This window comes from Dactylosporangium sucinum (assembly GCF_014647515.1).
In the GTDB taxonomy this organism is placed as follows: domain Bacteria; phylum Actinomycetota; class Actinomycetes; order Mycobacteriales; family Micromonosporaceae; genus Dactylosporangium; species Dactylosporangium sucinum.
In genome coordinates, this window is the sequence record NZ_BMPI01000005.1 from 172,550 (window position 1) to 194,745 (window position 22,196).

The window sequence follows — 22,196 nt, forward strand, 5'->3', positions numbered from 1 at the left end:
TGGGGTCTGCTGATCAGGAGGTGGCCCGTGGGCGTCCGCCGCGCGACGGGCCGTTCCGCACGTCACCGCGGGAGGCTTTATGTCCTCGTCTCACCGTGTCCGGGTCAGTGTCGACGTCGACGGCACGCGCTACGTCGACGACGTCGAGCCCCGGACCCTCCTCGTTCATCATCTCCGTGAACAGCTCGGCAAGGTTGGCACGGTCGTCGGCTGCGACACGAGCAACTGTGGATCCTGCACCGTTCTCATGGGCGGCGCCGACGGTCCGCAGCACAGCGTCAAGAGCTGCTCCGTCCTCGCCGTGCAGGCCGACGGCGCCAGCGTCACCACCGTCGAGGGGCTGGCCGGGCCCGGCGGCGAGCTGCACGCCGTGCAGCGGGCGTTCCACGAGCTCCACGCCCTGCAGTGCGGGTTCTGCACCCCCGGCATGATCATGTCGGCGGTCGACCTGCTGCGGGACAATCCGGACCCGTCCGACGCGGAGGTCAGGGAGGGGCTGTCGGGCAACCTGTGCCGGTGCACCGGCTACCAGAACATCGTGCGCGCCGTGCAGTCCGCGGCCGCCGCGCTGCGGGCGCAGGCCGAGCTGCCGGAGGAGGCGACCGTATGACCTCCACCATCGAGCCCCAGGTCGGCGCGGCCAGGAAGCGCAAGGAGGACGCGCGGCTCATCACCGGGCGGACCCGCTGGACCGACAACATCGCCCTGCCCGGGATGCTGCACCTGGCGATCCTGCGCAGCCCGCACGCGTCGGCCCGCATCGCGAGCATCGACGTCTCGGCGGCCAAGCGCCGGCCCGGCGTGGTCGACGTGTTCTCCGGCGCCGACGTCAAGGACATCCAGGGCAGCCTGCCCTGCGCCTGGCCGGTGACCGAGGACATCGTCCACCCGGTGCGCCCGCCGCTGGCCGACGGCTTCGTCCGCCACCACGGCGAGGCGGTCGCCGTCGTCGTGGCGCGCGACCGGGCGAGCGCCGTCGACGCGCTGGAGGACATCGAGGTCGAGTACGATCCGCTCGCGCCGGTGCTCGACCTGCGCGCCGCCTACGAGGACACCGGGCTGGTCCACCCCGACAAGGGCACGAACCGGTCGTACACCTGGATCTTCGACTCCGCCGACGCCGGCACCGGCAGCAGCGTGCGCGACGCCCCGGCCGAGGTCACGATCAACCGACAGTACGTCCAGCAGCGCCTCATCCCGGCGTTCATGGAGCCGCGCAGCGTGGTCGTCGACCCGGGCATGGGGGAGTACACGATCTGGTCGGCCACCCAGATCCCGCACATCCTGCGGGTCTTCTACGCGCTGCTCACCGGCGTGCCCGAGCACAAGATCCGGGTCATCGCGCCGGACGTCGGCGGCGGCTTCGGCGGCAAGCTCCAGGTGACGCCCGAGGAGCTGATCGCCTTCCTGGCTGCCCAGCGCGTCGGCAAGCCGGTCAAGTACACCGAGACCCGCAGCGACACGATGCTGTCCGCGCACCACGGCCGCGACCAGTTGCAGGACATCACCCTGACGGCGAAGCGCGACGGCACGCTCACCGGCATCCACGTGAAGCTGATCGCCAACATGGGCGCCTACCTGGGCCTCGTCGGGCCGGGCGTGCCGATCCTCGGCGCGTTCATGTACAACTCGATCTACAAGGTCCCGGCGTACCGCTTCGAGTGCGTCGGCGTGTTCACGAACACGACGATCACCGACGCGTACCGCGGGGCCGGCCGCCCCGAGGCCACGTACGCGATCGAGCGGGCGATGGACGAGCTCGCCGCCGAGCTGGACATGGACCCGATCGAGCTGCGCCGCAAGAACTGGATCAACGCCGACGAGTTCCCGTTCACGACGGTCGCCGGCCTGGTCTACGACTCGGGCGACTACGACGCCGCCACCGACAAGGCCCTGGACCTGTTCGGCTACGCCGAGCTGCGGGCCGAGCAGGAGCGCCGCCGCGCCGCCGGCGATCCCGTCCAGCTCGGCCTCGGCGTCTCGACCTACACCGAGATGTGCGGCCTGGCACCCTCGCGGATCCTGGGCGCGCTGCGGTACGCGGCGGGCGGCTGGGAGAGCGCGTCGGTGCGCGTCCTGCCGACGGGGAAGGTCGAGGTCGTCACCGGCACCAGCCCGCACGGCCAGGGCCACGTCACGGCGTGGAGCCAGATCGTCGCCGACGAGCTGGGCGTGGCGTTCGAGGATGTGGAGGTACTGCACGGCGACACGCGAACCTCGCACAAGGGCCTCGACACCTACGGGTCCCGCAGTCTCGCCGTCGGCGGCGTCGCGCTCGTCGAGGCGTGCCGGAAGGTGCGCGACAAGGCCCGCGTCGTCGCCGCCCACATGCTCGAGTGCAGCCCGGACGACCTCGAGTTCACCGGCGGGGCGTTCCGTGTCCGCGGTACACCCGATGCGGCCAGGACGGTGGCGGACGCGGCGTTCGCCGTGTTCGCGGCCCACGACCTGCCCGACGGGGTGGAGGCGTCGCTCGACGCCGACGCCACCTTCGACCCGCAGACGTTCTCCTTCCCGCACGGCACCCACCTGTGCGCGACGGAGGTCGACACGCAGACCGGCCACGTGCGGATCCGCTCGTACGTCGCCGTCGACGACGTCGGCCGGGTGGTCAACCCGCTCATCGTCGAGGGCCAGGTCCACGGCGGCGTCGCGCAGGGCATCGCGCAAGCGCTGCACGAGGAGGCCGTGTACGACGCCGGCGGCACCCTGCTGACCGGCTCGTTCGTGGAGTACACCATCCCCAGCGCCGCCGACCTGCCGACGATCGTCAGCGACCGCACCGAGACCCCGGCGACCTCCAACCCGCTGGGCGTCAAGGGCGTCGGCGAGGCCGGCGCCATCGCGGCCACGCCGGCCGTCGTCAACGCCATCGTCGACGCGCTGCGCCCGTACGGCGTGCACGACGTCCCCATGCCCTGCACCCCCGAGCGGGTGTGGCGCGCCGTCAAGCGCGGAGGTGTCGCGTGATCCCCGTGGCGTTCGACTACGTCCGTCCGTCCACCGTGGACGAGGCGGTGGCGGCCCTCGGCTCGGACGAGGACGCCAAGGTGCTGGCCGGCGGCCAGTCCCTGCTGCCGGTGCTGCGGCTGCGGCTCGCGGCCCCGACGGTGCTCGTCGACCTCGGCGGCGTGCCGGGGCTGACCGGGGCCCGGCTCGACGGCGGCGACCTGGTGATCGGGGCGATGACCACCCACGCGGAGGTCGCCGCCGACCCGCTGATCCGCGAGCACGCCCCGCTGCTGGCCGTCGCGGCCGGCACCGTCGGCGACCGCCAGGTGCGCCACCGCGGCACGCTCGGCGGCTCGCTCGCCCACGCCGACCCGGCCGCCGACCTCCCGGCGGTGGCGGCGGCCCTGGACGCGGTGTACGAGGTGCAGGGTCCTTCCGGCCGGCGGACCATCCCGGCCGCGGACTTCGCGGTGGACCTGTTCACCACCGCCCTCGGCCCCGACGAGGTCATCGTCGGGGTCCGCGTCCCGGCCGCCGCCGGCTGGGCCACCCACTACGAGAAGTTCCATCGGACGGCCCAGGCGTGGGCTATCGTCGGGGTGGCCGTGGCCGTCGCACGGTCCAACGGGACGATCTCCGAGGCCCGGGTCGCCCTGACGAACATGGGCCCGGTGCCGCACCGGGCCCGGGGCGTCGAGGCGGCCCTCGCCGGGGCGCCGGCGACCGCCGAGGCGGTCGCGGAGGCGTGCGCATCGGTCGCCGCGGGCACCGATCCGGTGGACGACCTGTCGGCCTCGGCGGACTATCGTCGGGAGTTGGCCCGGGTGCTCACCACGCGGGCCGTGTGCCGAGCGCTGGGGGTCTGACGACCGTGCTACTGGAACACAGCTTCACCGTGCCCGTCCCCGTCGACCAGGCGTGGGCGGTGCTGCTGGACATCGAACGCATCGCGCCGTGCATGCCGGGTGCCACGCTGACCGGCCACGACGACGAGGAGGGCACGTTCACCGGCACGGTGAAGGTGAAGCTGGGTCCGGTCAGCCTCACGTTCAAGGGCTCGGGCCGCTTCGTCGAGCGCGACGAGGCGGCCCACCGCGTGCAGCTGACCGCCTCGGGCGCCGACGCCCGCGGCGGCGGGACGGCCGCGGCCCGGGTGACCGCATCGCTGCACGAGGAGGGCGACGACACCCGCGTCGAGGTGAAGACCGACCTCGACGTCACCGGCAAGGCGGCCCAGTTCGGCCGCGGCCTGATCGGCGACGTGAGCGGCAAGCTGATCGGGCAGTTCGCCGACTGCCTGGCCGGCAAGCTGGCCGCCGGGACCGAGCCGGCACCCGCGGCAGCGGCGCCCGCTGCGGCGGCGCCCGCGGCAACGGCGGCCGCCGCGGCGGCCGAGGCCTCGGGCCCGGTGACCGAGCCGGCGGTCGCTCCCGCGCGGGTTGCCGAGCCGGAGCCCGAGGCCGTCGAGCCCATCGACCTGCTCGCCGTCTCCGGCGTCGGGTCGGCCGTCCGCCGCGCGGTGCCCTACGTGCTGACGGCCGCGGCCAGCTTCGCCGTCGTCCTCGGCATCATCTGGTGGATCAAGCGCCGCTGACCACCACCCGCGTCGATCTTGCAGTTGTGGTGCCGGGACACTCCCTGAATGCCCGGGTTTGTCAGGCACCACAACTGCAAGATCGACGCGGGTGGGCGGGTGGACGGGTCGCGGTCACGGCTCCAGGCCGGCGACCAGGCGGCCCAGCCACGGCACGCCCAGCTCGCTCGTGACCAGCGCCTGCAGGTGGGCCGGGACCTGCTCGCGGCTCCACGCCATCGCCTCGCCCAGCGAGTCGCACGGATAGTCGCGCAGCGCCGCCCGGAACGCCTCCGGGTCCCACGGCTGGCCCGGCCGGACCACCGCCCCGGCGACCAGCGCGTCGATCTCGGCCGCCGACAGCGGGCGCCGCGAACCGATGCGGGTGGTCAGGCGGTCGGCGACCAGCATGCCGGCGAGCCAGCTCTGCGCCGCCGCCGGGGACTTCGACGGCATCGGGTCGAGGCCGTTGACCCAGGCGGTGACCACCCCGCCGACCAGCCGGCCGGCGAAGTGGCTGGGCCGGTGCGAGGTGCCCGGCTCGGCCAGGTGCCACTGGTTGGCCGACACGACCACGGCCACGCGCGACGACGGCCAGCCGCGGGTGAAGCTGCTCCAGCCCCAGAAATACTCGCCGCCGTGGCCGACGTACCCCTCGTCGAGGCCGCCGTCGAAGACGTTCCAGACCAGCCCGACGGTCGCCGCCGGGTCGGGGCCGCGGCCGGCCTGCGGGGTCAGCATCAGCCGGGCCGTCTCGGGGGCGAGGATGCGGCCGGAGGGCAGCGCGCCGCCGCCGAGCACGGCCAGGACGAACCGGCAGTGGTCCGACGCGGTGGTGAGCGCGGTGCCGGCCGGGTAGTCGCCGACGTAGACCGGCGGGAGCACGAACTGCAGCCCGCCCACCGTCGCGTAGCCGGTGCTGCGCCGGGAGAGGGCCTCCGGCGGCGCCTCGGCCGGCGGGAACCACGCCGAGCGCATCCCGAGCGGCGTGAACACGCTGCGGCGGACCCACTCGTCGAACGGGACGCCGGCCGGGTTCGTCCGCTCCACCAGATAGCCCACGAGGGCGATGCCGGTGTTGCTGTACTGATACTGCACGCCGACCGGCGTCGACCACAGCGGGACCAGGTCCCCGCCGTACAGGTCGCTGCGGCCGCGCCGGAAGACCTGCCGCAGGTGCTCGCCCAGCGGGGCCGGCGGCACCCGGTCGGCGAACCCGAACGTCGTGCCCAGCCCGCTGCGATGGGTCAGCAGGTCCCGCAGCGTGATCGGGCGCGCCCCGTGCGGGTTGACCACCCGCAGGTCGCCGAGGTGCGGCCCGATCGGCCCGTCGAGGTCGAGCAGGCCGCGCTCGACGAGCTGCATGGCCGCCGCGGCCGTATACGTCTTGCCGTCGGAGCCGATCGGGTTGACCGTCTCGGGCGTCATCGGGGCGCCGGTGCCGAGGTCGGCCACGCCGTAGCCCCGGGCCAGCACGACCTCGTCGCCGACGCCGACCGCGACGGACACGCCGGGCGTGTCGGTGTGCTCGAGGATCTCCGGCACGAGCACGTCCAAGGCGCGCGCGAGGGCGGCGACGTCCATGCGCGCAGACTACTCGGCGGCCCGGGAGCGCCCCTCCTCGAAGAACGCGAAGACGCCGGCCGTGTCGCCGAGGTCGCGCAGCGGCACCGCCGCGCCGAACGACACGTTCCAGAACGCGCCCTCGCGCGGCTTCCACGGGCCGACGTAGGCATACGGCTCGTCGATGGCCGAGTCGCCGGTTGACACCCCGTAGTTCACCTCGTCGAGCGACACCCCGACGTCGAAGTGCTCGGGCCACAGCACCGGGGCGGCGTCGGTGGTGAGCCGGCGCAGGGCGGCGTCGCCGGTGGTGAGGGCGGCCAGCAGCTCGGCGGCGCCGTCGGTGACGACCCGGTCGCCGGGGCTCGCGCCGGAGCCGTCGGAATACAGGTCCTTCGGGGCGCCGACCTCCACGTCCGCCTCGGTGGCGAGGTCGGCCAGGGTCTGGCCGGCCAGCGGGAACCGCCGGTCGCCGACCACCAGCGCGTCCGCCTCGACGGCGAGGACGGGGTCGGCCACGGTGGCGAAGCCGGTCGGCGTCACCCGGAGCCGGATGGTGCCGCTGCGGCGGTGCTGGGGGCCGGCGAGAACCAGCTCGGCCAGGCCGTGGAAGGAGCGTCGCGTCTCGTTGGTCACGAGCCCATCATGCCGCGCCCGGGAACAGCGCGAGGCCGTTGGACCAGCAGACGGACCGCAGCCAGTCGTCGCCGAGGTCGAGCCGGGTGAGGCCCTCCAGCTGGTGGGCGTAGGCGTAGGGGATGTTGGGGAAGTCGGTGCCGAGCAGCACCCGGCCGGCCAGGCCCAGGTCGCGGACCAGCGGCAGCAGCGCTCGCGGCGGCGCGCCGAAGAACTCGGTGAAGACCATGGTGGTGTCGAGGTGCAGGCGCGGATGGCGCTCGGCGAGGGCGAGGAAGCCTTCGTACTCCGGGGCACCCATGTGGGCGACGACCGCCACCAGGCCCGGGTGCCGGTCGAGCACGGCGCCGAACGGGCCGGGGCCGGTGAACCCGTTGGCGACCGGCCCCGAGCCGGCGTGCACGACCACCGGCGTCCCGGTCTCGGCGAGGCGGCCCCACACCGGGTCGAGCAGCGGGTCGCGCGGGTCGAAGCCGCCGACCTGGAGGTGCACCTTGAACACCCGGGCGCCGGCGGCCAGGGCGGCGTCGGCGACGGCGAGCGCCCCCGGCTCGGGGAAGCAGGTGGCGCTGGGCAGGCAGCCGGGGGTGCGGGCGGCGAAGTCGAGCGTCCAGGCGTTGAGGTCGGTCGACATGCCGGGGCGGTGCGCGTACGCGAGGGCGGAGTAGTGCCGGACCCCCAGCGCGGCCAGGGTCGCGACGCGGTCGGCGTCGCTCCCGCGGTACCGGATGGGCCACGGACGCCCGACGAGCGGCCCGGCGCTGTCGAAGTAGGCCCACACCTTGCGGAGCATGCGCTCCGGCAGGAAGTGGGTGTGCACGTCGAACAGGCCGGGCAGGCCGAGTGAGCGCCAGAAGCCCGGCACCGCGGCGTCGTCCATCACAGGCCTATGTTGAACCGCTCCAGCAGGATCGGCGCAACCAGCAGCGCCCCGGCGAAGACGGCGACGGTGGCGAAGACCGTGCGCAGCAGGACCGTCTCGGTCTTGTCGCCGGCCCGCAGCGCGATCCGGTGGGGCAGGCCGATGTTGCGCCACATGCGCCGGCCGGTCGGGATCGGCCAGAAGATCGGGCATCCGTGCCGGGTGATCATGTCGCCGGCCAGATGGACCAGGCCGCCGATGCCGACGGCCACGCCGAGCAGCGGGTAGCCGCGGTCGCCGGGCAGCCGCTCGTAGACCACGAACGCGGCGCCGGCCGCGGCGAGCGTCACGATGACCCAGCCGGCCCGCTCGGCCCAGCTCTCGAACAGCCCGCGCAGGGCGAGGGCGAACGAGAAGAACAGCACGCCCATCACGGCCCATTTGCCGTACGCGTTGCACAGGGCGAGGGTGCCGTAGCCGACGCCGACGTTGAACACGATCGTGTGGGTGAGTGTGCGGTGGCCGTTGCGGCGGTGCGGGTCGTACTTCATCCGGGTCAGCTTGTAGACGCCGAGCGAGAACTTCTCGACGCACTCGGCCAGGAACAGCGACAGGACGCCGAACGTGTGCGCGACCGTGGCCCCGCCCTTCCGCGCGGTCACGCGGCCGGACAGGTCGAGGTCGGGCAGCAGGGCGCCGCCGGCGCAGATCGCGGTGCCGACGGCGAGCTGGAGCGGGGTCTGGTGAAACCCGGCGAGCTGGTCGAGCGCCAGCGAGCCGCCCAGCCAGACCGCCGCCCCGGAAAGTGCGTGCGACGAGCCCATCATGCCCTGGGACTATCCCAGGTGGACGGTCATTCGTACATAGGATCTACAGACGTATCGATGTGCCCGCTACGTCGAGTGTCGTTGCCGTCATGCTCGCGGCGGCGTCCGAGGCCAGGTAGAGCGCGGCGAACGCGACATCGTCCACGATGGACGCTCGCGGTGTCCAGGTTACGACATTCGCCCGGACTCCCGACCCGGCGACCTGCCGGGCGAAGTGCTGCGTGAGGGCGGTCACACCGCCGCCGACGGCCGTCGACGCCGGGTCCGGGCCGGCCGGGGCGAGGGTCACCACCGCGCCGGTGCGCGCCTCGACCATCGCCGGGACGAACGCCTGCAGCGCCTGCAGCGTCGTGGTCAGCCCGCTGTCGACCATGTCGTGCCAGCCGGCGCCGGCCCGGTTCGTGCAGGTGAGCACGAACAGCAGGTCGGGCGCACCGAGCTCGGTCAGCACGCTCGCGCGCACGGCGTCCATCGCGGCCGCGCCGCCGCCGTGCTGCCCGCCGGACGCCGCGACGATGCCGACCGCCTCGGCGCCGAGCCAGTGCAGCTCGTCGACGAGGTCCTCCAGCTCGTCCGGCTGTTCGCCGATCACGGCGATGCGCACCCCGCGGTTGGCGAGCATCCGGCACACCGCCCCGGCCACCCCGTCGGAGGGGCCCAGCACCACCGCGACCCGGCCCTTGAGCTCGGGAAACGTCGATCCCCACATGAACACAGCGCCCCTCTCGGTCGAGGGGGCCGCCGCCCCCACGCGGCGGCCCCCGGGTGGTGGGTCAGCGGCTCCAGCCCTGACGGTCGGACGCGGCGGCCCAGGGACCGCGGTCCCACCGGCCGTGCCGGTGCCCGTGCTCGCGCCCGTGCCACGGCGGCACGCCCCCGTTCTCCGCGACCCAGCGCCGCCAGCGTGCGTGCTTGAAGACGCTGAGGACGAGGAAGAACAGCGGGATCGCCGGCCAGAAGAAGTGGGCGCCCGAGAGCCACCACAGCCCGGTCAGCAATATCGCCAGCGCGAACACGAACCCGGCGTGCCGCCGCAGGTGCCGGCGGCCGTCGTGCATGAAGGCCTGCTTGGCCTCGGGCGTCTCGCGCAGTCCGCGCCGGCCGCCCTCGGGCAGGTCGGCGGTCAGCGGCGGCAGCTCGTCGCGGTACTTCGCCGCGTACACCTGCCCGAGCCGCTCCTCTCCCTCTTCGAGCGTCAACCGGCCCTCGGTCATGCCGGCCCGCACCATGTTGGCGTACTGTTCGCGTTCCGCGTCCGAGGCACGCACCCGCTCGCCGGTCATCTCGGCCCCCTTCCTCGTGATGGACTCCAGCGTGCCGATCGCGAGCGCTCGGCGCGTCGCACCGGGGTCGTCTCGTGCGGTACCTCGCCCGGCGCAGCGCGGCGCCCCGTCTACTCCCGCTGGAGTACACGGCGCGAACCGGGAAGGCGATGTCGCCGCCGACCCCCTCCACTACGGTCGACCTGTGACGAGACGACGGCCCTGGCGCGACGACCTGCGCGCGGCCCGTCACGCCCACCGGATCGCCCACCGGCAGGCCCGCCTCCAGCAGCGGCTCGACCGGCTGGAGAAGCGGCACTGGCGCGGGCCCAGCCCGGTAGCGATCGCGGTGTTCATCGCGCTCGTGCAGGTCTTCGGCACCCGCGCCGCCGCCTACGGCACGACCGAGCACGTGCTGGACAAGACCGGCTACCTGCTGCTCGTCGGCGGGGCGGCCGCCCTGGTCTTCCGGCAGAAGCTGCCGCTGTTCGCGCTGGCCGGCGCGCTGGCCGCGACCGTCGCGTACTTCAGCCTCAGGTACCCCGACGGACCGGGTTTCATCGCGGCGATCGTCGCCGTCTTCACCGCGCTGGCGGCCGGCTACCGGGCGCTCACGCTGCTCGCGGTCGCCGCCGCCTACACCGTGTTCGTCGTGCGCGTCCACGACGTCGAGTCGACCGCCCGGCTGGTCGTCGTCGGCATCTGCGCCCTCATGATCCTGTCGTTCGGCGAGGCGGCGCGGGTGCGCGGGCTGCGGTACGCCCAGCTGGCCCGCGAACGCGAGGAGCAGGAGGCCCTCGCCCGGGCCGAGGAGGAGCGGGCCCGCAAGGAGCAGAAGGCCCGCCGGGCCAGCGACGAGCGGCTGCTCATCGCCCGGGAGCTGCACGACGTCATCGGCCACCACCTCTCGCTCATCAACGTGCAGGCGGGCGTCGGCCTGCACCTCATGGACGACAACCCGGAGCAGGCCCGCACCGCGCTCGCCGCGATCAAGCACGCGAGCGCCGAGGCGCTGCGGGAGACCCGGGCGGTGCTGGCCGGCCTCAACCCGGGCGAGGCGGCCCCGCGCACGCCGGCGCCGGGACTGGCCGACCTGGAGCGGCTCGCGGCCGAGGCACGCGGGGCCGGGCTGCCGGTCGCGGTGGAGACGGTCGGCACCGTCGTGCCGCTGCCGCCGCAGGTCGACCGCGCGGCGTACCGCATCGTGCAGGAGGCGCTGACGAACGTCCGCCGGCACGCCGGCCCCGACGCCTCGGCGACCGTCGTCGTCGGCTACGCGCCCGGCGAGGTCAGCATCCTGGTGTCCGACACCGGCACCGGCGCCACGGCCGCCGTGGAGGGCAACGGCATCGCCGGCATGCGGCACCGCGCCGCGACCTTCGGCGGCACCGTCGATGCGGGCCCGCGCGACGGCGGCGGCTTCGAGGTCCACGCCCGCATCCCCCTGCGCGAGGAGCAGCCGACATGATCAAGGTCCTGCTGGCCGACGACCAGGCGCTGGTCCGGGCGGGCTTCCGCGCCCTGCTCGACGCCCAGTCCGACATCGAGGTCGTCGGCGAGGCGGCCGACGGCGCCGAGGCCGTCCGGATGGCCGTGCAGACCCGGCCCGACGTGGTGCTCATGGACATCCGGATGCCGGTGCTCGACGGGCTGGAGGCCACCCGGCAGATCGCCGCCGACGCCCGCCTGGCCGACGTGCGGATCGTCATCCTGACCACGTTCGACCTCGACGAGTACGTCTTCGAGGCGCTGCGCGTCGGCGCCAGCGGCTTCCTGGTCAAGGACACCGAGCCCGTCGACCTGCTGCGCGGCGTGCGGGCCGTGGCCGGCGGCGACGCGCTCCTGTCGCCGGGCGTGACCCGGCGGCTGATCGAGGAGTTCGCCAGCCGGTCGCGCGCGCCGCTCACCCCGATGACGCTCGACGCGCTCACCGACCGCGAGCGCGAGGTGATGGCCCTGGTCGGGGCCGGACTGTCCAACGAGGACATCGCGGCCAAGCTGTTCGTCAGCCCGGCCACCGCGAAGACCCACGTGAGCCGCGCGATGATCAAGCTCGGCGCCCGCGACCGCGCCCAGCTCGTGGTCTTCGCCTACGAGGCCGGCCTGGTCCGGCCCGGCTGGCTGGGCTAGAGACCGTTGTTCGCGATGACGCTCTTGTACCAGTCGTAGCTCGCCTTGCGCGAGCGCGTCTGCGTCTCGTAGTCGACGTGGACGATGCCCCACCGCTGCGAGAACCCCTCGGCCCACTCGAAGTTGTCGAGCAGCGACCACACGTGATAGCTCTCCAGCTTGACGCCCTCCTGGATCGCGCGGTGGGCCGCGGTCAGGTGATCCCGCAGGAACGTGATGCGGTCCTGGTCCTGGATCGCGTTGGTGGTGGGCATCCCGTTCTCGGTGATGATCAGCGGGATGTCGCCGTAGTCGCGCTTGATGCGGGTGAGCAGGTCGTAGAGGCCCTCGGGGTAGATCTCCTGCCACGACGCCTGCGAGGTCTTGTGCTTCTTCACCCGGGCGCCCTTGGCGGTGACGTAGGCCGGGTTGTAGTACTGCACGGCCAGCAGGTCGCTGCGGGTGCCGATGACCGCCAGGTCACCGTCCTGGATCGCACCGCGCACGGGCGCGTCGGCGGCCTGGGTGGCCAGCCAGTCCTGCGGGTAGCTGCCCTGCAGCACCGGGTCGAGCCAGCGGCGGTTCTCCTCGGCGTCGGCCGCGGTCGCGTGCTTGCGGGCCGCCGCCGAGTCGTCGGCCGGATACGCCGGGGACAGGTTGAGCGCGGCGCCGATCCGCCCCTTCGCGCCGGTGGCCCGGTAGGCCTGCACGGCCAGCCCGTGCGCGAGCAGCAGATGGTGCCCGGCGACGTTGCCGATGCGCCGGTCGCGCTTGCCCGGCGCGTGGATGCCCGACGTGTAGCCGGCGTCGACCACGGTCTTCGGCTCGTTGAGCGTGAGCCAGGTCGGCACCTTGTCGCCGAACGAGTAGAACATCGTCGACGCGTACTCCGCGAACCACTTCGCGCAGTCGCGGTGCTCCCAGCCGCCCTGCTCCTGCAGCGCCTGCGGGGTGTCCCAGTGGAACAGCGTGGCGACCGGCGCGATCCCGCGGGCGACCAGCCCGTCGACGAGCTTGTGGTAGAAGTCGATGCCCTTGGCGTTGACGGGCCCGCGCCCGGTGGGCAGCACCCGCGACCAGGAGATCGAGAACCGGTAGGACTTCAGGCCGAGGTCCTTCATGATGTCGAGGTCCTCGTAGAAGCGGTGGTAGTGGTCGGCCGCCACGTCGCCGGTGTCGCCGCCCTTCGTGCGGCCCTTCTGGTGGCTGAAGACGTCCCACACCGACGGCCCGCGGCCGTCCTCGGTCGCCGCGCCCTCGATCTGGTACGCCGACGTCGCGGCGCCCCACCCGAACCCCTTCGGGAACGCCCGCGCGGGCGGGCTCGCCGCAGCGCCGGTTGTGGCGTCGGCCGGGCTCGCCTTCGCCTGCGGCGGGGCGTCGTCGGACCCGCAGCCGGCGCTGACCGCACCGGCGGCGGCCAGGGTGAGCAGGTGACGCCGTCGCATGCGGGAAACCGTAGCCTGACGGCGCCAGCGGCAAGCAGAGCGGTGCCTTGTCAAACAAAACGGCCGCCCCCTGGAGCGGGAGCGACCGTCCGTAACGCAGGGTGATCAGTCGGCCAGCGCGACGATGCCCTGCGCCCAGCGGAAGTACTTGTTCGTGCCCAGGTCACGCACGGTCTTGATGTTGAACGCAGCGGCGAGCTTCTCGGCGTCGCCCTCGGACACGCCGGCGATCGCGGTGACGGGGGCGTCGGCGAGCTCCTGCGCGCTCTTGCCTTCCCACTCCTTCATGAGCTTCTTTTCCAGACCAAGCATGTTGTGCTCCTTCTCTCAATGGAAACCCGCGCCAGGCTACGTCGCTCTCTTCCCGGGCGCAAAGGGAGCCGGTTCCGTTCTGCTTGCCACACGGCCGACTCCCTGGAGATGATCGGGGAGTGGCCGGTCCGTAGCGAAGCGGAGGGGCCGGCCACCATAGGCGCAGACACCGAGGTCAAGGCGCCCGGAGCGAAGCGGAGGGTGCATGACCGGCCAATGGGGGCTGACGGTGCCGCTTGCTGGCGTGCCGCTGCCCGATCACGCAGCGTTGCTCGCCCAGCTTCCCTCGTTGGGATACACCGACGTGTGGACCTCCGAGGTCTCCGGGACCGACGCGTTCACGCCCCTCACGCTGGCTTCTGTCTGGTCTCCGACGTTACGCCTCGGCACGGCGATCGTCCCCGTTTTCACCCGCGGGCCGGGCCTGCTCGCCATGCAGGCGGCCGCCCTCGCCGAGGTCGCGCCCGGGCGGTTCGCGTTCGGCATCGGCGCGTCCTCGCCGGTCGTCGTCGGGGACTGGAACGCCGTGCCGTTCGACCGGCCCTTCGAGCGCAGCCGGGACGTGCTGCGCTTCCTGCGCCAGGCGCTGGCCGGCGAACTGGTCGACGGGGCGTTCGAGACGTTCACCGTCCGGCGGTTCCGGTTGGAACGGGCTCCGGCGGTACCGCCGAAACTCCTGCTCGCGGGTCTGCGTGCCCGGATGCTCCGGCTCGCCGCCGCCGAGGCGGACGGGGCCATCCTCAACTGGCTGTCGGCCGGCGACGTGGCGACCGCGCGGGCCGAACTGTCCGGCGCGCCCGACGGCTTCGAGGTCGCGGCCCGGATCTTCGTGTGCCCGACCGCCGACCCGGCCGAGGCGCGGGAGACCGGCCGCCGGCTCATCGCCGCGTATCTCACCGTGCCCGCCTACGCCGCCTTCCACCGCTGGCTGGGGCGCGGCGAGGTGCTGAAGCCGATGTGGGACGCGTGGGCCGCCGGCGACCGCAAGGGCGCGGTCCGGGCCATCCCCGACGAGGTGGTCGACGACCTGATCGTCCACGGCTCGCCCGACGCGTGCCGCGAGCACGTGCGCCGCTATGCCGAGGCGGGCGTGACCACGCCGGTCATCGCCCTGCTGCCGACGCGGGAGCTGACCGCGGGCGGCGCCCCGGCGCTGCTCGACACCCTGCGCGCGCTGGGGGGCCGGTCGTGAACCTCGAGGGATCGGTCGTCGTCGTCACCGGCGCCGCCGGCGGCATCGGGGCCGGGCTGGCCCGGCGGTTCGCCGCCGAGGGGGCCGCCGCCCTGGTCCTGGCCGACCTCGACGGCGACGCCGCGGCCGGGCTGGCCGCCACGCTGGCCGCCTCGGCGGACGTCGAGGCGTTCGGCGTCGCCTGCGACGTCACCAGCGAGGAGCAGATCGCCGAGCTGGTCGGCGAGACGCTGTCGCGGTACGACCACATCGACCTCTTCTGCGCCAACGCCGGCATCACCACCGGCCTCGGCCTGGAGGCGTCCGCCGAGGTGTGGGAGCGGGCCTGGGCGATCAACGTGCAGGCGCACATCCACTCGGCCCGGGCCGTCCTGCCGTCGATGCTGGAGCGCGGCGCCGGCTACCTGCTGCACACGTGCTCGGCCGCCGGCCTGCTCACCTCGGTCGGCGACGCGCCCTACGCGGTGACCAAGCACGCGGCCGTCGCGTTCGCCGAGTGGCTGGCGATCACCTACGGCGACCGCGGCATCCGGGTCAGCGCCCTGTGCCCGCAGGGCGTCGACACGCCGATGCTCCGCGACGGGCTGGCCGCCGGGCACATCGGCGCGAAGGTCACCGCGGCCGGCGGAGCCGTGCTCACCCCGGAGCAGATCGCCGACGCGGTGGTCGAGGGGCTGGCCGCCGAGCGGTTCCTCATCCTGCCGCACCCCGAGGTCGCCCGGTACTACCTGCACCGCGCCACCGACACCGACCGCTGGCTGGCGGGCATGCGCGGCCTGGCCGCCTCGCTCGACTCATGAGGGTCCCCGACACCCTGCAGCCCGCGCTCGACGTCGTCGTGCCCTACGCCCGCGGACGGGAGGGCCGGACCGTCGTCGGCATCTGCGGGCCGCCCGCGGCCGGCAAGTCCACCCTCTCCACCGCGTTGGCCGACGCGCTGAACGTCCACGATGGACTGTCCAGCGTGGCCGTGCCGATGGACGGCTTCCACCTGTCCAATGTGGAGCTCGACCGGCTGGGCCTGACCGAGCGCAAGGGCGCGCCGGAGACGTTCGACGCGGCCGGGTTCGTGCACCTGCTGCGCCGCCTGCGCGCCATGGAGGAGCTGGTGTACGCGCCGAGCTACAGCCGGACGCTGCACGAGTCGATCGGCGGCGTGATCCCGGTGCCGGCGTCCGTGCGGGTCATCGTGGTCGAGGGCAACTACCTGCTGCTGGACCGGGGGCCGTGGGCGCTGGTCCGGGAGCTGATCGACCTGGCCCTGTACCTCGACGCGCCCGACGAGGTCCGCCAGGACTCGCTCGTGCGCCGCCAGCTGGCCCGCGGCCTGGACCTGGAGCGCGCGCACGACTGGGTCTTCCGCAGCGACGAACGCAACGCGGCCGTGATCGCCGCCACCCGCAACCGCGCCGACCTCATCCTGACCCGCGCCTGACGCCGCCCGTCGCGCGGACCGCATGCGGCCTCGCCGCCGGCCGGGTCACGCGTCCGGGCCGCCGCCGGTCGCGGCCCGGTAGCGGGCGGCCAGGGCGCGCAGGTGTTCGATGAGCGCCGGCGGCTCGAGCACGGTGAAGGGCATCTCGAAGCCGTTGAGGTACGCCGTCAGGTCGGCCAGCGAGTCGCTGCCGGTCACCAGCTCGCAGGTCTGGTCGTCGAGCGGGATCACCTCGCCCGACGTCGGCGTGCTGCGCTCGGCCACCGCCGCGGCCGGGGCCGCGAACCGGACGCGGACCCGGTAGGTCCACGGCACCGAGCGCACCCCGCGCAGCACGTGCGCCGCCGCGTCGCCGCCCGGCGGGTCGCGCGGCACGAACCGCGGGCCGGTCGGCATGCGCGGGCGCAGCCGGTCGGCGCGGAACGTCCGCCAGTCCCGGCGGTCGGTGTCCCAGGCCAGCAGATACCACCGCCGGCCGGTGTAGACGAGCGTGTGCGGCTCGACGTCGCGCTCGCTGACGGTACCGTCGAATCCCTCGTATGCGAAGCGCAGGCGCTCGTGCCGGTGGGCGGCGTCGGCCACCGTGGTCAGCGTGGCCGCGTCGACGACCGGCCCGCCGCCCGCGGCCGACACGGTGGCGCTGCGCAGCGCGTCGACCCGCGGCCGCAGCCGCTTGGGCAGGGTGCGCTCCAGCTTGGTCAGGGCCCGCAGCGAGGCGTCCTCGATCCCGCTCACCGAGCCGGCCGCGGCCGCCCGCAGCCCGACCGCGACGGCGACGGCCTCCTCGTCGTCGAGCAGGAGCGGCGGGAGCGCGGCGCCGGCCCCGAGCCGGTAGCCGCCCGTGGGCCCGGTCGCCGAGTCCACCTGGTACCCGAGCTGGCGTAGCCGGTCGACGTCGTTGCGCACGGTCCGCGTGGTGACCTCCAGCCGTGCGGCCAGCTCCGCGCCGCTCCACTCCCGCCGTTGCTGCAGCAGCGACAGCAGCCGCAGGAGTCGTACCGAAGTTTCGAGCATCCTGGCATCGTTATTGAGGAAGCTAATGTTCCGCAACCGCTTCTAGGCTCGTCGTATGAACCTTCGAGGCATGGCCAACGCGAGCTACTGGGCGGACGACTGGGCCGCGGCGCGGGAGTGGTACACGTCGCTGATCGGCTTTCCGCCGTACTTCGAGCGCCCCGGGTACGCGGAGTGGCGGCTCGGCGACGACCAGGACGAGCTGGGCCTGATCGACGCCCGGTACCGCCCGGCGGGGGTGACTCCCGGCGCGGGCGTGGTGCTGCACTGGCACACGGACGACGTGCACGCGCTGTATGAGCGGCTCCTGGCGCTGGGCGCGACGTCGCTGGAGGGGCCACAGGACCGCGGCGCGGGCTTCGTGACGGCGTCGGTCGTGGATCCGTTCGGCAACGTGTTCGGCATCATCTACAGCCCGCACTACGTCGCGCTCAAGGGCGCGTCATGACGCTGGTGTTCACGTCGGTCGCGGCGTGGGACGAGTGGCTCCTGGCCAACGCCTCCTCGGCCGGGGAGGCGTGGCTCCGGATCGCAAAGAAGGGCGCCTCCGGTCCGGGCCTGTCGGCGGCGGAGGCGGGGGACGTGGCGCTGTGCCACGGCTGGATCGACAGCCACCGCCGGGCGCTGGACGACCGGTACTTCCTGCAGCGCTACTCGCCCCGCCGCCCCGGCAGCCCGTGGTCCCGGGTGAACGTGGAGCGGGTCTCGGCGCTGGCGGCGGCCGGCCGCCTCCGTCCCGGCGGTCTTGCCTCGGTGGCGGCGGCGCAGTCGGACGGCCGCTGGGCGGCGGCGTACGAAGCCCAGCGCACCGCCGAGACCCCGCCGGACCTGGTGGAGGCGCTGGCGGCGAACGCGCCGGCCCGGGCGGCGTACTCGGCGCTGACCCGCAGCGCTCAGTACGCGCTGTTCCTGCCGCTGCTGAAGGCCCGGACGCCGGCGGCCCGCTCGCGGGCGTTGACCCGCGCCGTGGCCCACCTGACCCCGGGGCGAAACGATCCTTAATCCGCATGTGGGCGGTTGACATCGCGACGCATCGATGTTGGCATGGTCGGGCAACCTTCCTTACAGTTGCCTCGGGTGCCAGCAGGTACGCGTCGCTGTCGCGCACGCCGAAGCCGCGGGCGGTCGTCGAGTGCGGCTCGTACTCGAACCCGAACTACGGCTGCACCGACGAGCGCGAGGACGCCATCGCCGCCTACACGCTGTCGCTGGCCTGGTACATCACGCGCGACAGCCGGTACGCGACCAAGGCCATCGCCATCATGGACGCCTGGTCGGCCACCATCCAGGACCACACCAACAGCAACGCCCCGCTGCAGACGGGCTGGGCGGGATCGTCCTGGCCCCGGGCCGCGGAGATCACCCTGACCCACGCCGACAACCCCGCCTGACCCCACCCGACGCACGGGACGCCGCCAAGGGGCTCGGTGGGTCAGCGGCGGCGGTGCCAGCGCAGCGGGCGCGGGTCGAACGTCCACAGCAGGCGGCGCCACCACGGGCGCTGGGCGCGCAGGGCCGCCACGTACGCGACGGCCTGGTCCGCGGCCAGGCGGGCCTGCGGCTCGCTCACCGCCGAGGCCCCACGCGAGCCTGCAGCCGAGTCCGAGGTCGCGGCCAGCGTCGGGCCGGCGAACGCGACCGCGTTCACCAGCGCCGCCAGGTCGTCCACCGGCGGGACCGCGGAGCGTAACCGTGGCGCCCCGGCGTGGGCGTGCCGGATCGCGGCCGTCGACGCGTACTGCGCCACCTCCCGCGCCGTCAGATGGGCCGGCGCCGGGCGGCCGGCCAGCCGCAGGCCGGCCAGGACCTCCGACCAGGCGGCGTCGATGCGCTGCGCCGGGGGACCCTGCTCCAGCCGGCGGCGGCGCCGGGCGCGGTGCACCAGCGGTACCGATGCGAAAAAGGCCAGCACCAGGACCACCACGGCGGCGGAGGACGCCGCCGCCACCAGCGTCGCCGTGCCCGAGCCGGCCGGGGGAGCGGCGGCCTGGGCCGAGCCCGAGCGGGAGGCCGGCGGGCTGGCGGACACCGAGACCGGCGGCACCGACTGCGGCGGGGGCGGGGACGGCGGGGCCTTCGGCTTGAAGTCGTCCTCGACCGGGCGCTGGACGGTGTCGGACTTCGGCAGCGGGTCGAACGCCACCCAGCCGACGCCCTTGAACAGGATCTCGGGCCAGGCGATCGCGTCGCCGCCGCGGACCGCCGGGTCGTCCTTGCGGGTCTGGAAGCCGACGACCACCCGGGTCGGCAGGCCGGCCAGCCGGGCGAGCACCGCGAACGCGGCCGTGAACTGCTCGGACGTGCCCTTCTGGCCGCCGGCCTGTTTGGGCCCGAACAGGAAATACTCGACGTTGGGGTAGGCGTGGCCGCTGGGGGCGTCGGCGACCAGCCGGTAGTGCTCCTCCAGCCACTGCTGGATCGCGAACGCCCGCTGGTACGGGTTGGAGACGCCCTCGCCGAGGTGCGACGACAGCTGGCTGATCGAGTCGGGCACCTTGCCGGGCAGGGCGACCAGGTCGCCGGCCTCCTCGGGCGCCGGCACCTCGGCGACGAACAGCGCGTTGTCGTCGGGGCGCGGGTCGCGGCGGGAGGTGACCGTGTACGTCAGGCCCTTGTGCAGCGGCTCGGCATAGGCGATCGTCCCCGTCTCGGCATCGAAGGCCACGCGCACGCCGTCGACCCGCTGCGGGGTGGCGACGCCGGGGAGCAGCCGGCCGTCGAGCTCGTCGATGGTGATCCGCTGGGTCACCTCGGGGCCGGTGCCCTCGGGGCGGCCCAGCACGCGGCCGGCGTTGCGGTACACGGAGTCGATGCGCCAGGTCACGCCGTCGTAGTCGGTGAGCACCGCCAGGCGGATCAGCGGCTGCGCCTCCGGCGTCACCACGGCGTCGAACAGGTGCTGGTCCTTGTTGAGGTTCCAGCCGGACAGGCGCACGAGCGGGTTCTCGTCGAGCGAGTCGAGCTGGGGCGGCGTCACGTAGTTGCGGGGATCGACCGGGGTCGAGCTGCCCTGCTCGGCCACGGCCGGGCCGAGGAACTGCGAGAGCACCACGATGATCGCGAGCCCGGCGGCGGCGCCGGCCCCGACGCGCAGCCGGATCGTGCGGCGCTGGTCCGCCGTGAGCTCGCCCGGCTGCGGCTCCCGGCCGCTGGCGATGAGCCCCAGCGCGGCGAACGCGGCGTAGGCGAGCGGCACCCAGGTCGTGGCCCGCGCGGCGGTGGTGTCCGGGCCGACGAGGTAGAGGGCGCCGCCGAACAGCAGCGTGGGCGGGAGATAGGAGAGCAGCACGCGACCGTACCGCACGCCGAGCTCGGTGGCGGCCAGCCCGGCCAGCCACGTCGCGATCACCGGCAGCACCACCGTGTCGGGCTGCGGCTCGATCGGGATCAGCGCGGTGAGCAGCCGCGGGATGCTGTTGCGCAACGCCTCGCGGGCGATGTCGGGCACGCTGCCCGGCACCTGGCCGGCCGCGGCCGAGACGCGCACGGCGACGAACGTCAGCACGGCCAGCCCGAGCACGGAGGCGGGCGCCGCCGTCCAGGCCGGCAGCCGCCGCACGCCGGTGCCGACGAGCACGGAGCCGGCGGCCGCGGCGGCCATGAGCACCGGCAGCAGGGTGCCGTTGTAGATCGGGGCGAGCGCGAACGCGCTGAGCACCAGCATGCCGGCCAGCGCCACCGGAACGAACAGCCGCCTCACCACGACCGGACCCCGTCCCACGCCGCGGCGAAGTCGGCGCCGTCGCGCGCCGCGAGCACCGTGATCCGCTCGGGTCCGGGGGCGTCGCCGTCGCCGAACACGCCCGCGACCACGGCCGCGTAGGCGCCGCGCAGGGTCGCGACCCGCCCCAGGTCGGTGCTGCTCCCGGTGAGGTAGATCAGCGTGTCGCCGGCCTTCCGCGTGCGCAGCTCGGCGACCGTCGCGTCGAGCCCAGTGACGGTGCCGCGCGCGGCGTCGTGCGGCCCGGGGCCGTGCGTGTCCCGGTTCCGCGCCTCGTGCGGCCCGGGGCCATCGGTGGCGCGGCTGCGCGCCTCGTGCGGCTCGTGCGGCTCGGGGTCGTGCGCGGCGCGGCCCCGCGCGCCGGGGTCGGCCGACGGCGGGTCGTGCAGCGACGCCTCGGCGAGCACGTCCAGGAAGCTCCGGCTGCCCTTGCCGCCCGCGTGCGCGCCGCCGACCAGGCGCAGCGCCACCGGCAGCTCCTCCCGGAACGCCGCCATGACGATCGACGCCGCGGCCTCGCACGCCGCCTCGAAGCGCGCCGACTCCCCGGCGCGGTCCACGTCCGGATACGCGCCGCGGCGGTCGTCGAGCAGCACCACCAGCCGCGGCAGGCTGGTGTCGAGGTGCTCGCGGACCATCAGCTCACCGATCCGGGCGGTGGTGCGCCAGTGCACGTGCCGCAGCTCGTCCCCGACGACGTACTCCCGCAGCGTGTCGAACGTGATGCTGCCGTGCGGCACGCGGTCGACCCGGCCGTCGAGGGACCGCGCCACGCCGGTCGGCACGGCGGTGAGCCGGTGCACGCGGGGGTAGACCCACACCGTGCTCGTCCCGCCGTACCCGCGCGAGAGGGCCAGCAGCCCGAGCGGGTCGCGGCGCACCACGCGGAGCGGGCCGATCGCCACCACGCCGCGGCGGGCGGTCGGCACGGGATACGACGCCGTGGTCGTCCCACCGGCCTTCAGACGCAGCAGGGGTACCGGCACCGCCGCGGATCCGCACCGATCGTGCGCGATCAGCGTCGCCCCGCGCAGCCGGCTGGTGTTGCCGACGTGCAACGTGACGGTGCTCGACTCGCCGCGCATGACCCGGTCGGGCTCGACCTCGCGCGCGACGGTCAGCCGGGGCCGCCACCACACGTAGCCGCCGGCGAACAGCAGCGCGGCGAGGCAGGCGGTGCCGAGCACGACCAGGTGCGGATAGCCGAAGGCGAGGCCGGTGCCCAGCAGCACGGCCGCGCCGGCGGCGAGCCCGGCGCCGCGGGCGGTGACACGCATCGGAACCGCTCTT

Annotated in this window: 23 protein-coding genes; 12 read left to right on the forward strand and 11 right to left on the reverse strand. The window is 74.2% G+C overall.

What is annotated here, in order from left to right; all coding sequences use genetic code 11:
• The first annotated feature begins 79 nt into the window (after positions 1 to 79).
• The 4 genes from IEZ31_RS06565 to IEZ31_RS06580 are packed head-to-tail and all read left to right on the forward strand — an operon-like array spanning position 80 to position 4,546.
• A complete protein-coding gene (locus IEZ31_RS06565) occupies positions 80 to 610 on the forward strand; it encodes a (2Fe-2S)-binding protein (protein WP_190248827.1) in 531 nt (176 codons plus the stop codon).
• Entirely contained in the window at positions 607 to 2,970 is a 2,364-nt protein-coding gene (locus IEZ31_RS06570) for a xanthine dehydrogenase family protein molybdopterin-binding subunit (protein WP_190248828.1), read from the forward strand. The genes IEZ31_RS06565 and IEZ31_RS06570 overlap by 4 nt, the downstream gene beginning before the upstream one ends.
• Positions 2,967 to 3,818 (forward strand): FAD binding domain-containing protein, encoded by an 852-nt coding sequence (locus tag IEZ31_RS06575; RefSeq protein WP_190248829.1) that lies wholly within the window; start codon positions 2,967 to 2,969, stop codon positions 3,816 to 3,818. Before IEZ31_RS06570 ends, IEZ31_RS06575 begins: the two co-directional genes overlap by 4 nt.
• Positions 3,819 to 3,823: 5 nt before the next feature.
• A complete protein-coding gene (locus tag IEZ31_RS06580) occupies positions 3,824 to 4,546 on the forward strand; it encodes an SRPBCC family protein (protein WP_190248830.1) in 723 nt (240 codons plus the stop codon).
• 114 nt (positions 4,547 to 4,660) lie between these two features.
• Here the strand turns inward: IEZ31_RS06580 and IEZ31_RS06585 are convergent, their stop codons facing one another.
• From IEZ31_RS06585 to IEZ31_RS06610, 6 genes are all read right to left on the reverse strand, one after another.
• Positions 4,661 to 6,109 (reverse strand): serine hydrolase domain-containing protein, encoded by a 1,449-nt coding sequence (locus IEZ31_RS06585; RefSeq protein ID WP_190248831.1) that lies wholly within the window; start codon positions 6,107 to 6,109, stop codon positions 4,661 to 4,663.
• Between the two features lie 9 nt (positions 6,110 to 6,118).
• Complete coding sequence (locus tag IEZ31_RS06590) at positions 6,119 to 6,724, reverse strand: hypothetical protein (protein ID WP_190248832.1); 606 nt, start codon at positions 6,722 to 6,724, stop codon at positions 6,119 to 6,121.
• A gap of 7 nt (positions 6,725 to 6,731) precedes the next feature.
• A complete protein-coding gene (locus IEZ31_RS06595) occupies positions 6,732 to 7,604 on the reverse strand; it encodes an amidohydrolase family protein (protein ID WP_190248952.1) in 873 nt (290 codons plus the stop codon).
• On the reverse strand, positions 7,604 to 8,413 hold the full coding sequence (locus IEZ31_RS06600) for a metal-dependent hydrolase (protein ID WP_190248833.1): 810 nt from the start codon (positions 8,411 to 8,413) through the stop codon (positions 7,604 to 7,606). The genes IEZ31_RS06595 and IEZ31_RS06600 overlap by 1 nt, the downstream gene beginning before the upstream one ends.
• A gap of 43 nt (positions 8,414 to 8,456) precedes the next feature.
• On the reverse strand, positions 8,457 to 9,122 hold the full coding sequence (locus IEZ31_RS06605) for an SDR family NAD(P)-dependent oxidoreductase (RefSeq protein WP_190248834.1): 666 nt from the start codon (positions 9,120 to 9,122) through the stop codon (positions 8,457 to 8,459).
• Positions 9,123 to 9,186: 64 nt separating this feature from the next.
• Entirely contained in the window at positions 9,187 to 9,696 is a 510-nt protein-coding gene (locus tag IEZ31_RS06610) for a DUF1707 SHOCT-like domain-containing protein (protein ID WP_190248835.1), read from the reverse strand.
• A 184-nt stretch (positions 9,697 to 9,880) separates the two neighbouring features.
• On the opposite strand from IEZ31_RS06610, the gene IEZ31_RS06615 reads away from it, so the two are divergent.
• Positions 9,881 to 11,143, forward strand: a complete 1,263-nt coding sequence (locus IEZ31_RS06615) for a sensor histidine kinase (protein WP_190248836.1) — start codon at positions 9,881 to 9,883, stop codon at positions 11,141 to 11,143.
• Positions 11,140 to 11,805, forward strand: a complete 666-nt coding sequence (locus IEZ31_RS06620; protein ID WP_190248837.1) for a response regulator — start codon at positions 11,140 to 11,142, stop codon at positions 11,803 to 11,805. The genes IEZ31_RS06615 and IEZ31_RS06620 overlap by 4 nt, the downstream gene beginning before the upstream one ends.
• Here the strand turns inward: IEZ31_RS06620 and IEZ31_RS06625 are convergent.
• On the reverse strand, positions 11,802 to 13,232 hold the full coding sequence (locus IEZ31_RS06625) for a GH1 family beta-glucosidase (RefSeq protein WP_190248838.1): 1,431 nt from the start codon (positions 13,230 to 13,232) through the stop codon (positions 11,802 to 11,804). The genes IEZ31_RS06620 and IEZ31_RS06625 overlap by 4 nt on opposite strands.
• 105 nt (positions 13,233 to 13,337) lie before the next feature.
• Entirely contained in the window at positions 13,338 to 13,544 is a 207-nt protein-coding gene (locus tag IEZ31_RS06630) for a hypothetical protein (RefSeq protein ID WP_190248839.1), read from the reverse strand.
• Between the two features lie 223 nt (positions 13,545 to 13,767).
• Here IEZ31_RS06630 and IEZ31_RS06635 point away from each other — a divergent pair, with 223 nt between their 5' ends.
• The 3 genes from IEZ31_RS06635 to IEZ31_RS06645 are packed head-to-tail and all read left to right on the forward strand — an operon-like array spanning position 13,768 to position 16,171.
• Positions 13,768 to 14,736, forward strand: a complete 969-nt coding sequence (locus tag IEZ31_RS06635; RefSeq protein ID WP_190248953.1) for an LLM class F420-dependent oxidoreductase — start codon at positions 13,768 to 13,770, stop codon at positions 14,734 to 14,736.
• Entirely contained in the window at positions 14,733 to 15,536 is an 804-nt protein-coding gene (locus IEZ31_RS06640) for an SDR family oxidoreductase (protein ID WP_190248840.1), read from the forward strand. Before IEZ31_RS06635 ends, IEZ31_RS06640 begins: the two co-directional genes overlap by 4 nt.
• Positions 15,533 to 16,171 carry a nucleoside/nucleotide kinase family protein gene (locus tag IEZ31_RS06645; protein ID WP_190248841.1) on the forward strand — a complete coding sequence of 213 codons (639 nt, stop codon included), beginning with the start codon at positions 15,533 to 15,535 and terminating at the stop codon, positions 16,169 to 16,171. Before IEZ31_RS06640 ends, IEZ31_RS06645 begins: the two co-directional genes overlap by 4 nt.
• 45 nt (positions 16,172 to 16,216) lie before the next feature.
• On the opposite strand, the gene IEZ31_RS06650 is transcribed toward IEZ31_RS06645, so the two are convergent.
• On the reverse strand, positions 16,217 to 17,185 hold the full coding sequence (locus IEZ31_RS06650) for a helix-turn-helix transcriptional regulator (protein ID WP_190248842.1): 969 nt from the start codon (positions 17,183 to 17,185) through the stop codon (positions 16,217 to 16,219).
• A 55-nt stretch (positions 17,186 to 17,240) separates the two neighbouring features.
• On the opposite strand from IEZ31_RS06650, the gene IEZ31_RS06655 reads away from it, so the two are divergent.
• Genes IEZ31_RS06655 through IEZ31_RS06665 form a run of 3 tightly spaced genes read left to right on the forward strand, consistent with a single transcriptional unit; the run spans position 17,241 to position 18,576 of the window.
• A complete protein-coding gene (locus tag IEZ31_RS06655) occupies positions 17,241 to 17,633 on the forward strand; it encodes a VOC family protein (RefSeq protein ID WP_190248843.1) in 393 nt (130 codons plus the stop codon).
• On the forward strand, positions 17,630 to 18,187 hold the full coding sequence (locus IEZ31_RS06660; RefSeq protein ID WP_190248844.1) for a YdeI/OmpD-associated family protein: 558 nt from the start codon (positions 17,630 to 17,632) through the stop codon (positions 18,185 to 18,187). The genes IEZ31_RS06655 and IEZ31_RS06660 overlap by 4 nt, the downstream gene beginning before the upstream one ends.
• A gap of 5 nt (positions 18,188 to 18,192) precedes the next feature.
• Positions 18,193 to 18,576: an alginate lyase family protein gene (locus IEZ31_RS06665; protein WP_229834330.1), complete on the forward strand. Its 384-nt coding sequence runs from the start codon at positions 18,193 to 18,195 to the stop codon at positions 18,574 to 18,576.
• Between the two features lie 41 nt (positions 18,577 to 18,617).
• Here the strand turns inward: IEZ31_RS06665 and IEZ31_RS06670 are convergent, their stop codons facing one another.
• Both IEZ31_RS06670 and IEZ31_RS06675 read right to left on the reverse strand, forming a co-directional pair.
• Positions 18,618 to 20,849: a transglutaminase TgpA family protein gene (locus IEZ31_RS06670; protein WP_373294518.1), complete on the reverse strand. Its 2,232-nt coding sequence runs from the start codon at positions 20,847 to 20,849 to the stop codon at positions 18,618 to 18,620.
• A 32-nt stretch (positions 20,850 to 20,881) separates the two neighbouring features.
• Positions 20,882 to 22,183: a DUF58 domain-containing protein gene (locus IEZ31_RS06675; RefSeq protein WP_190248846.1), complete on the reverse strand. Its 1,302-nt coding sequence runs from the start codon at positions 22,181 to 22,183 to the stop codon at positions 20,882 to 20,884.
• Positions 22,184 to 22,196 lie beyond the last annotated feature (13 nt).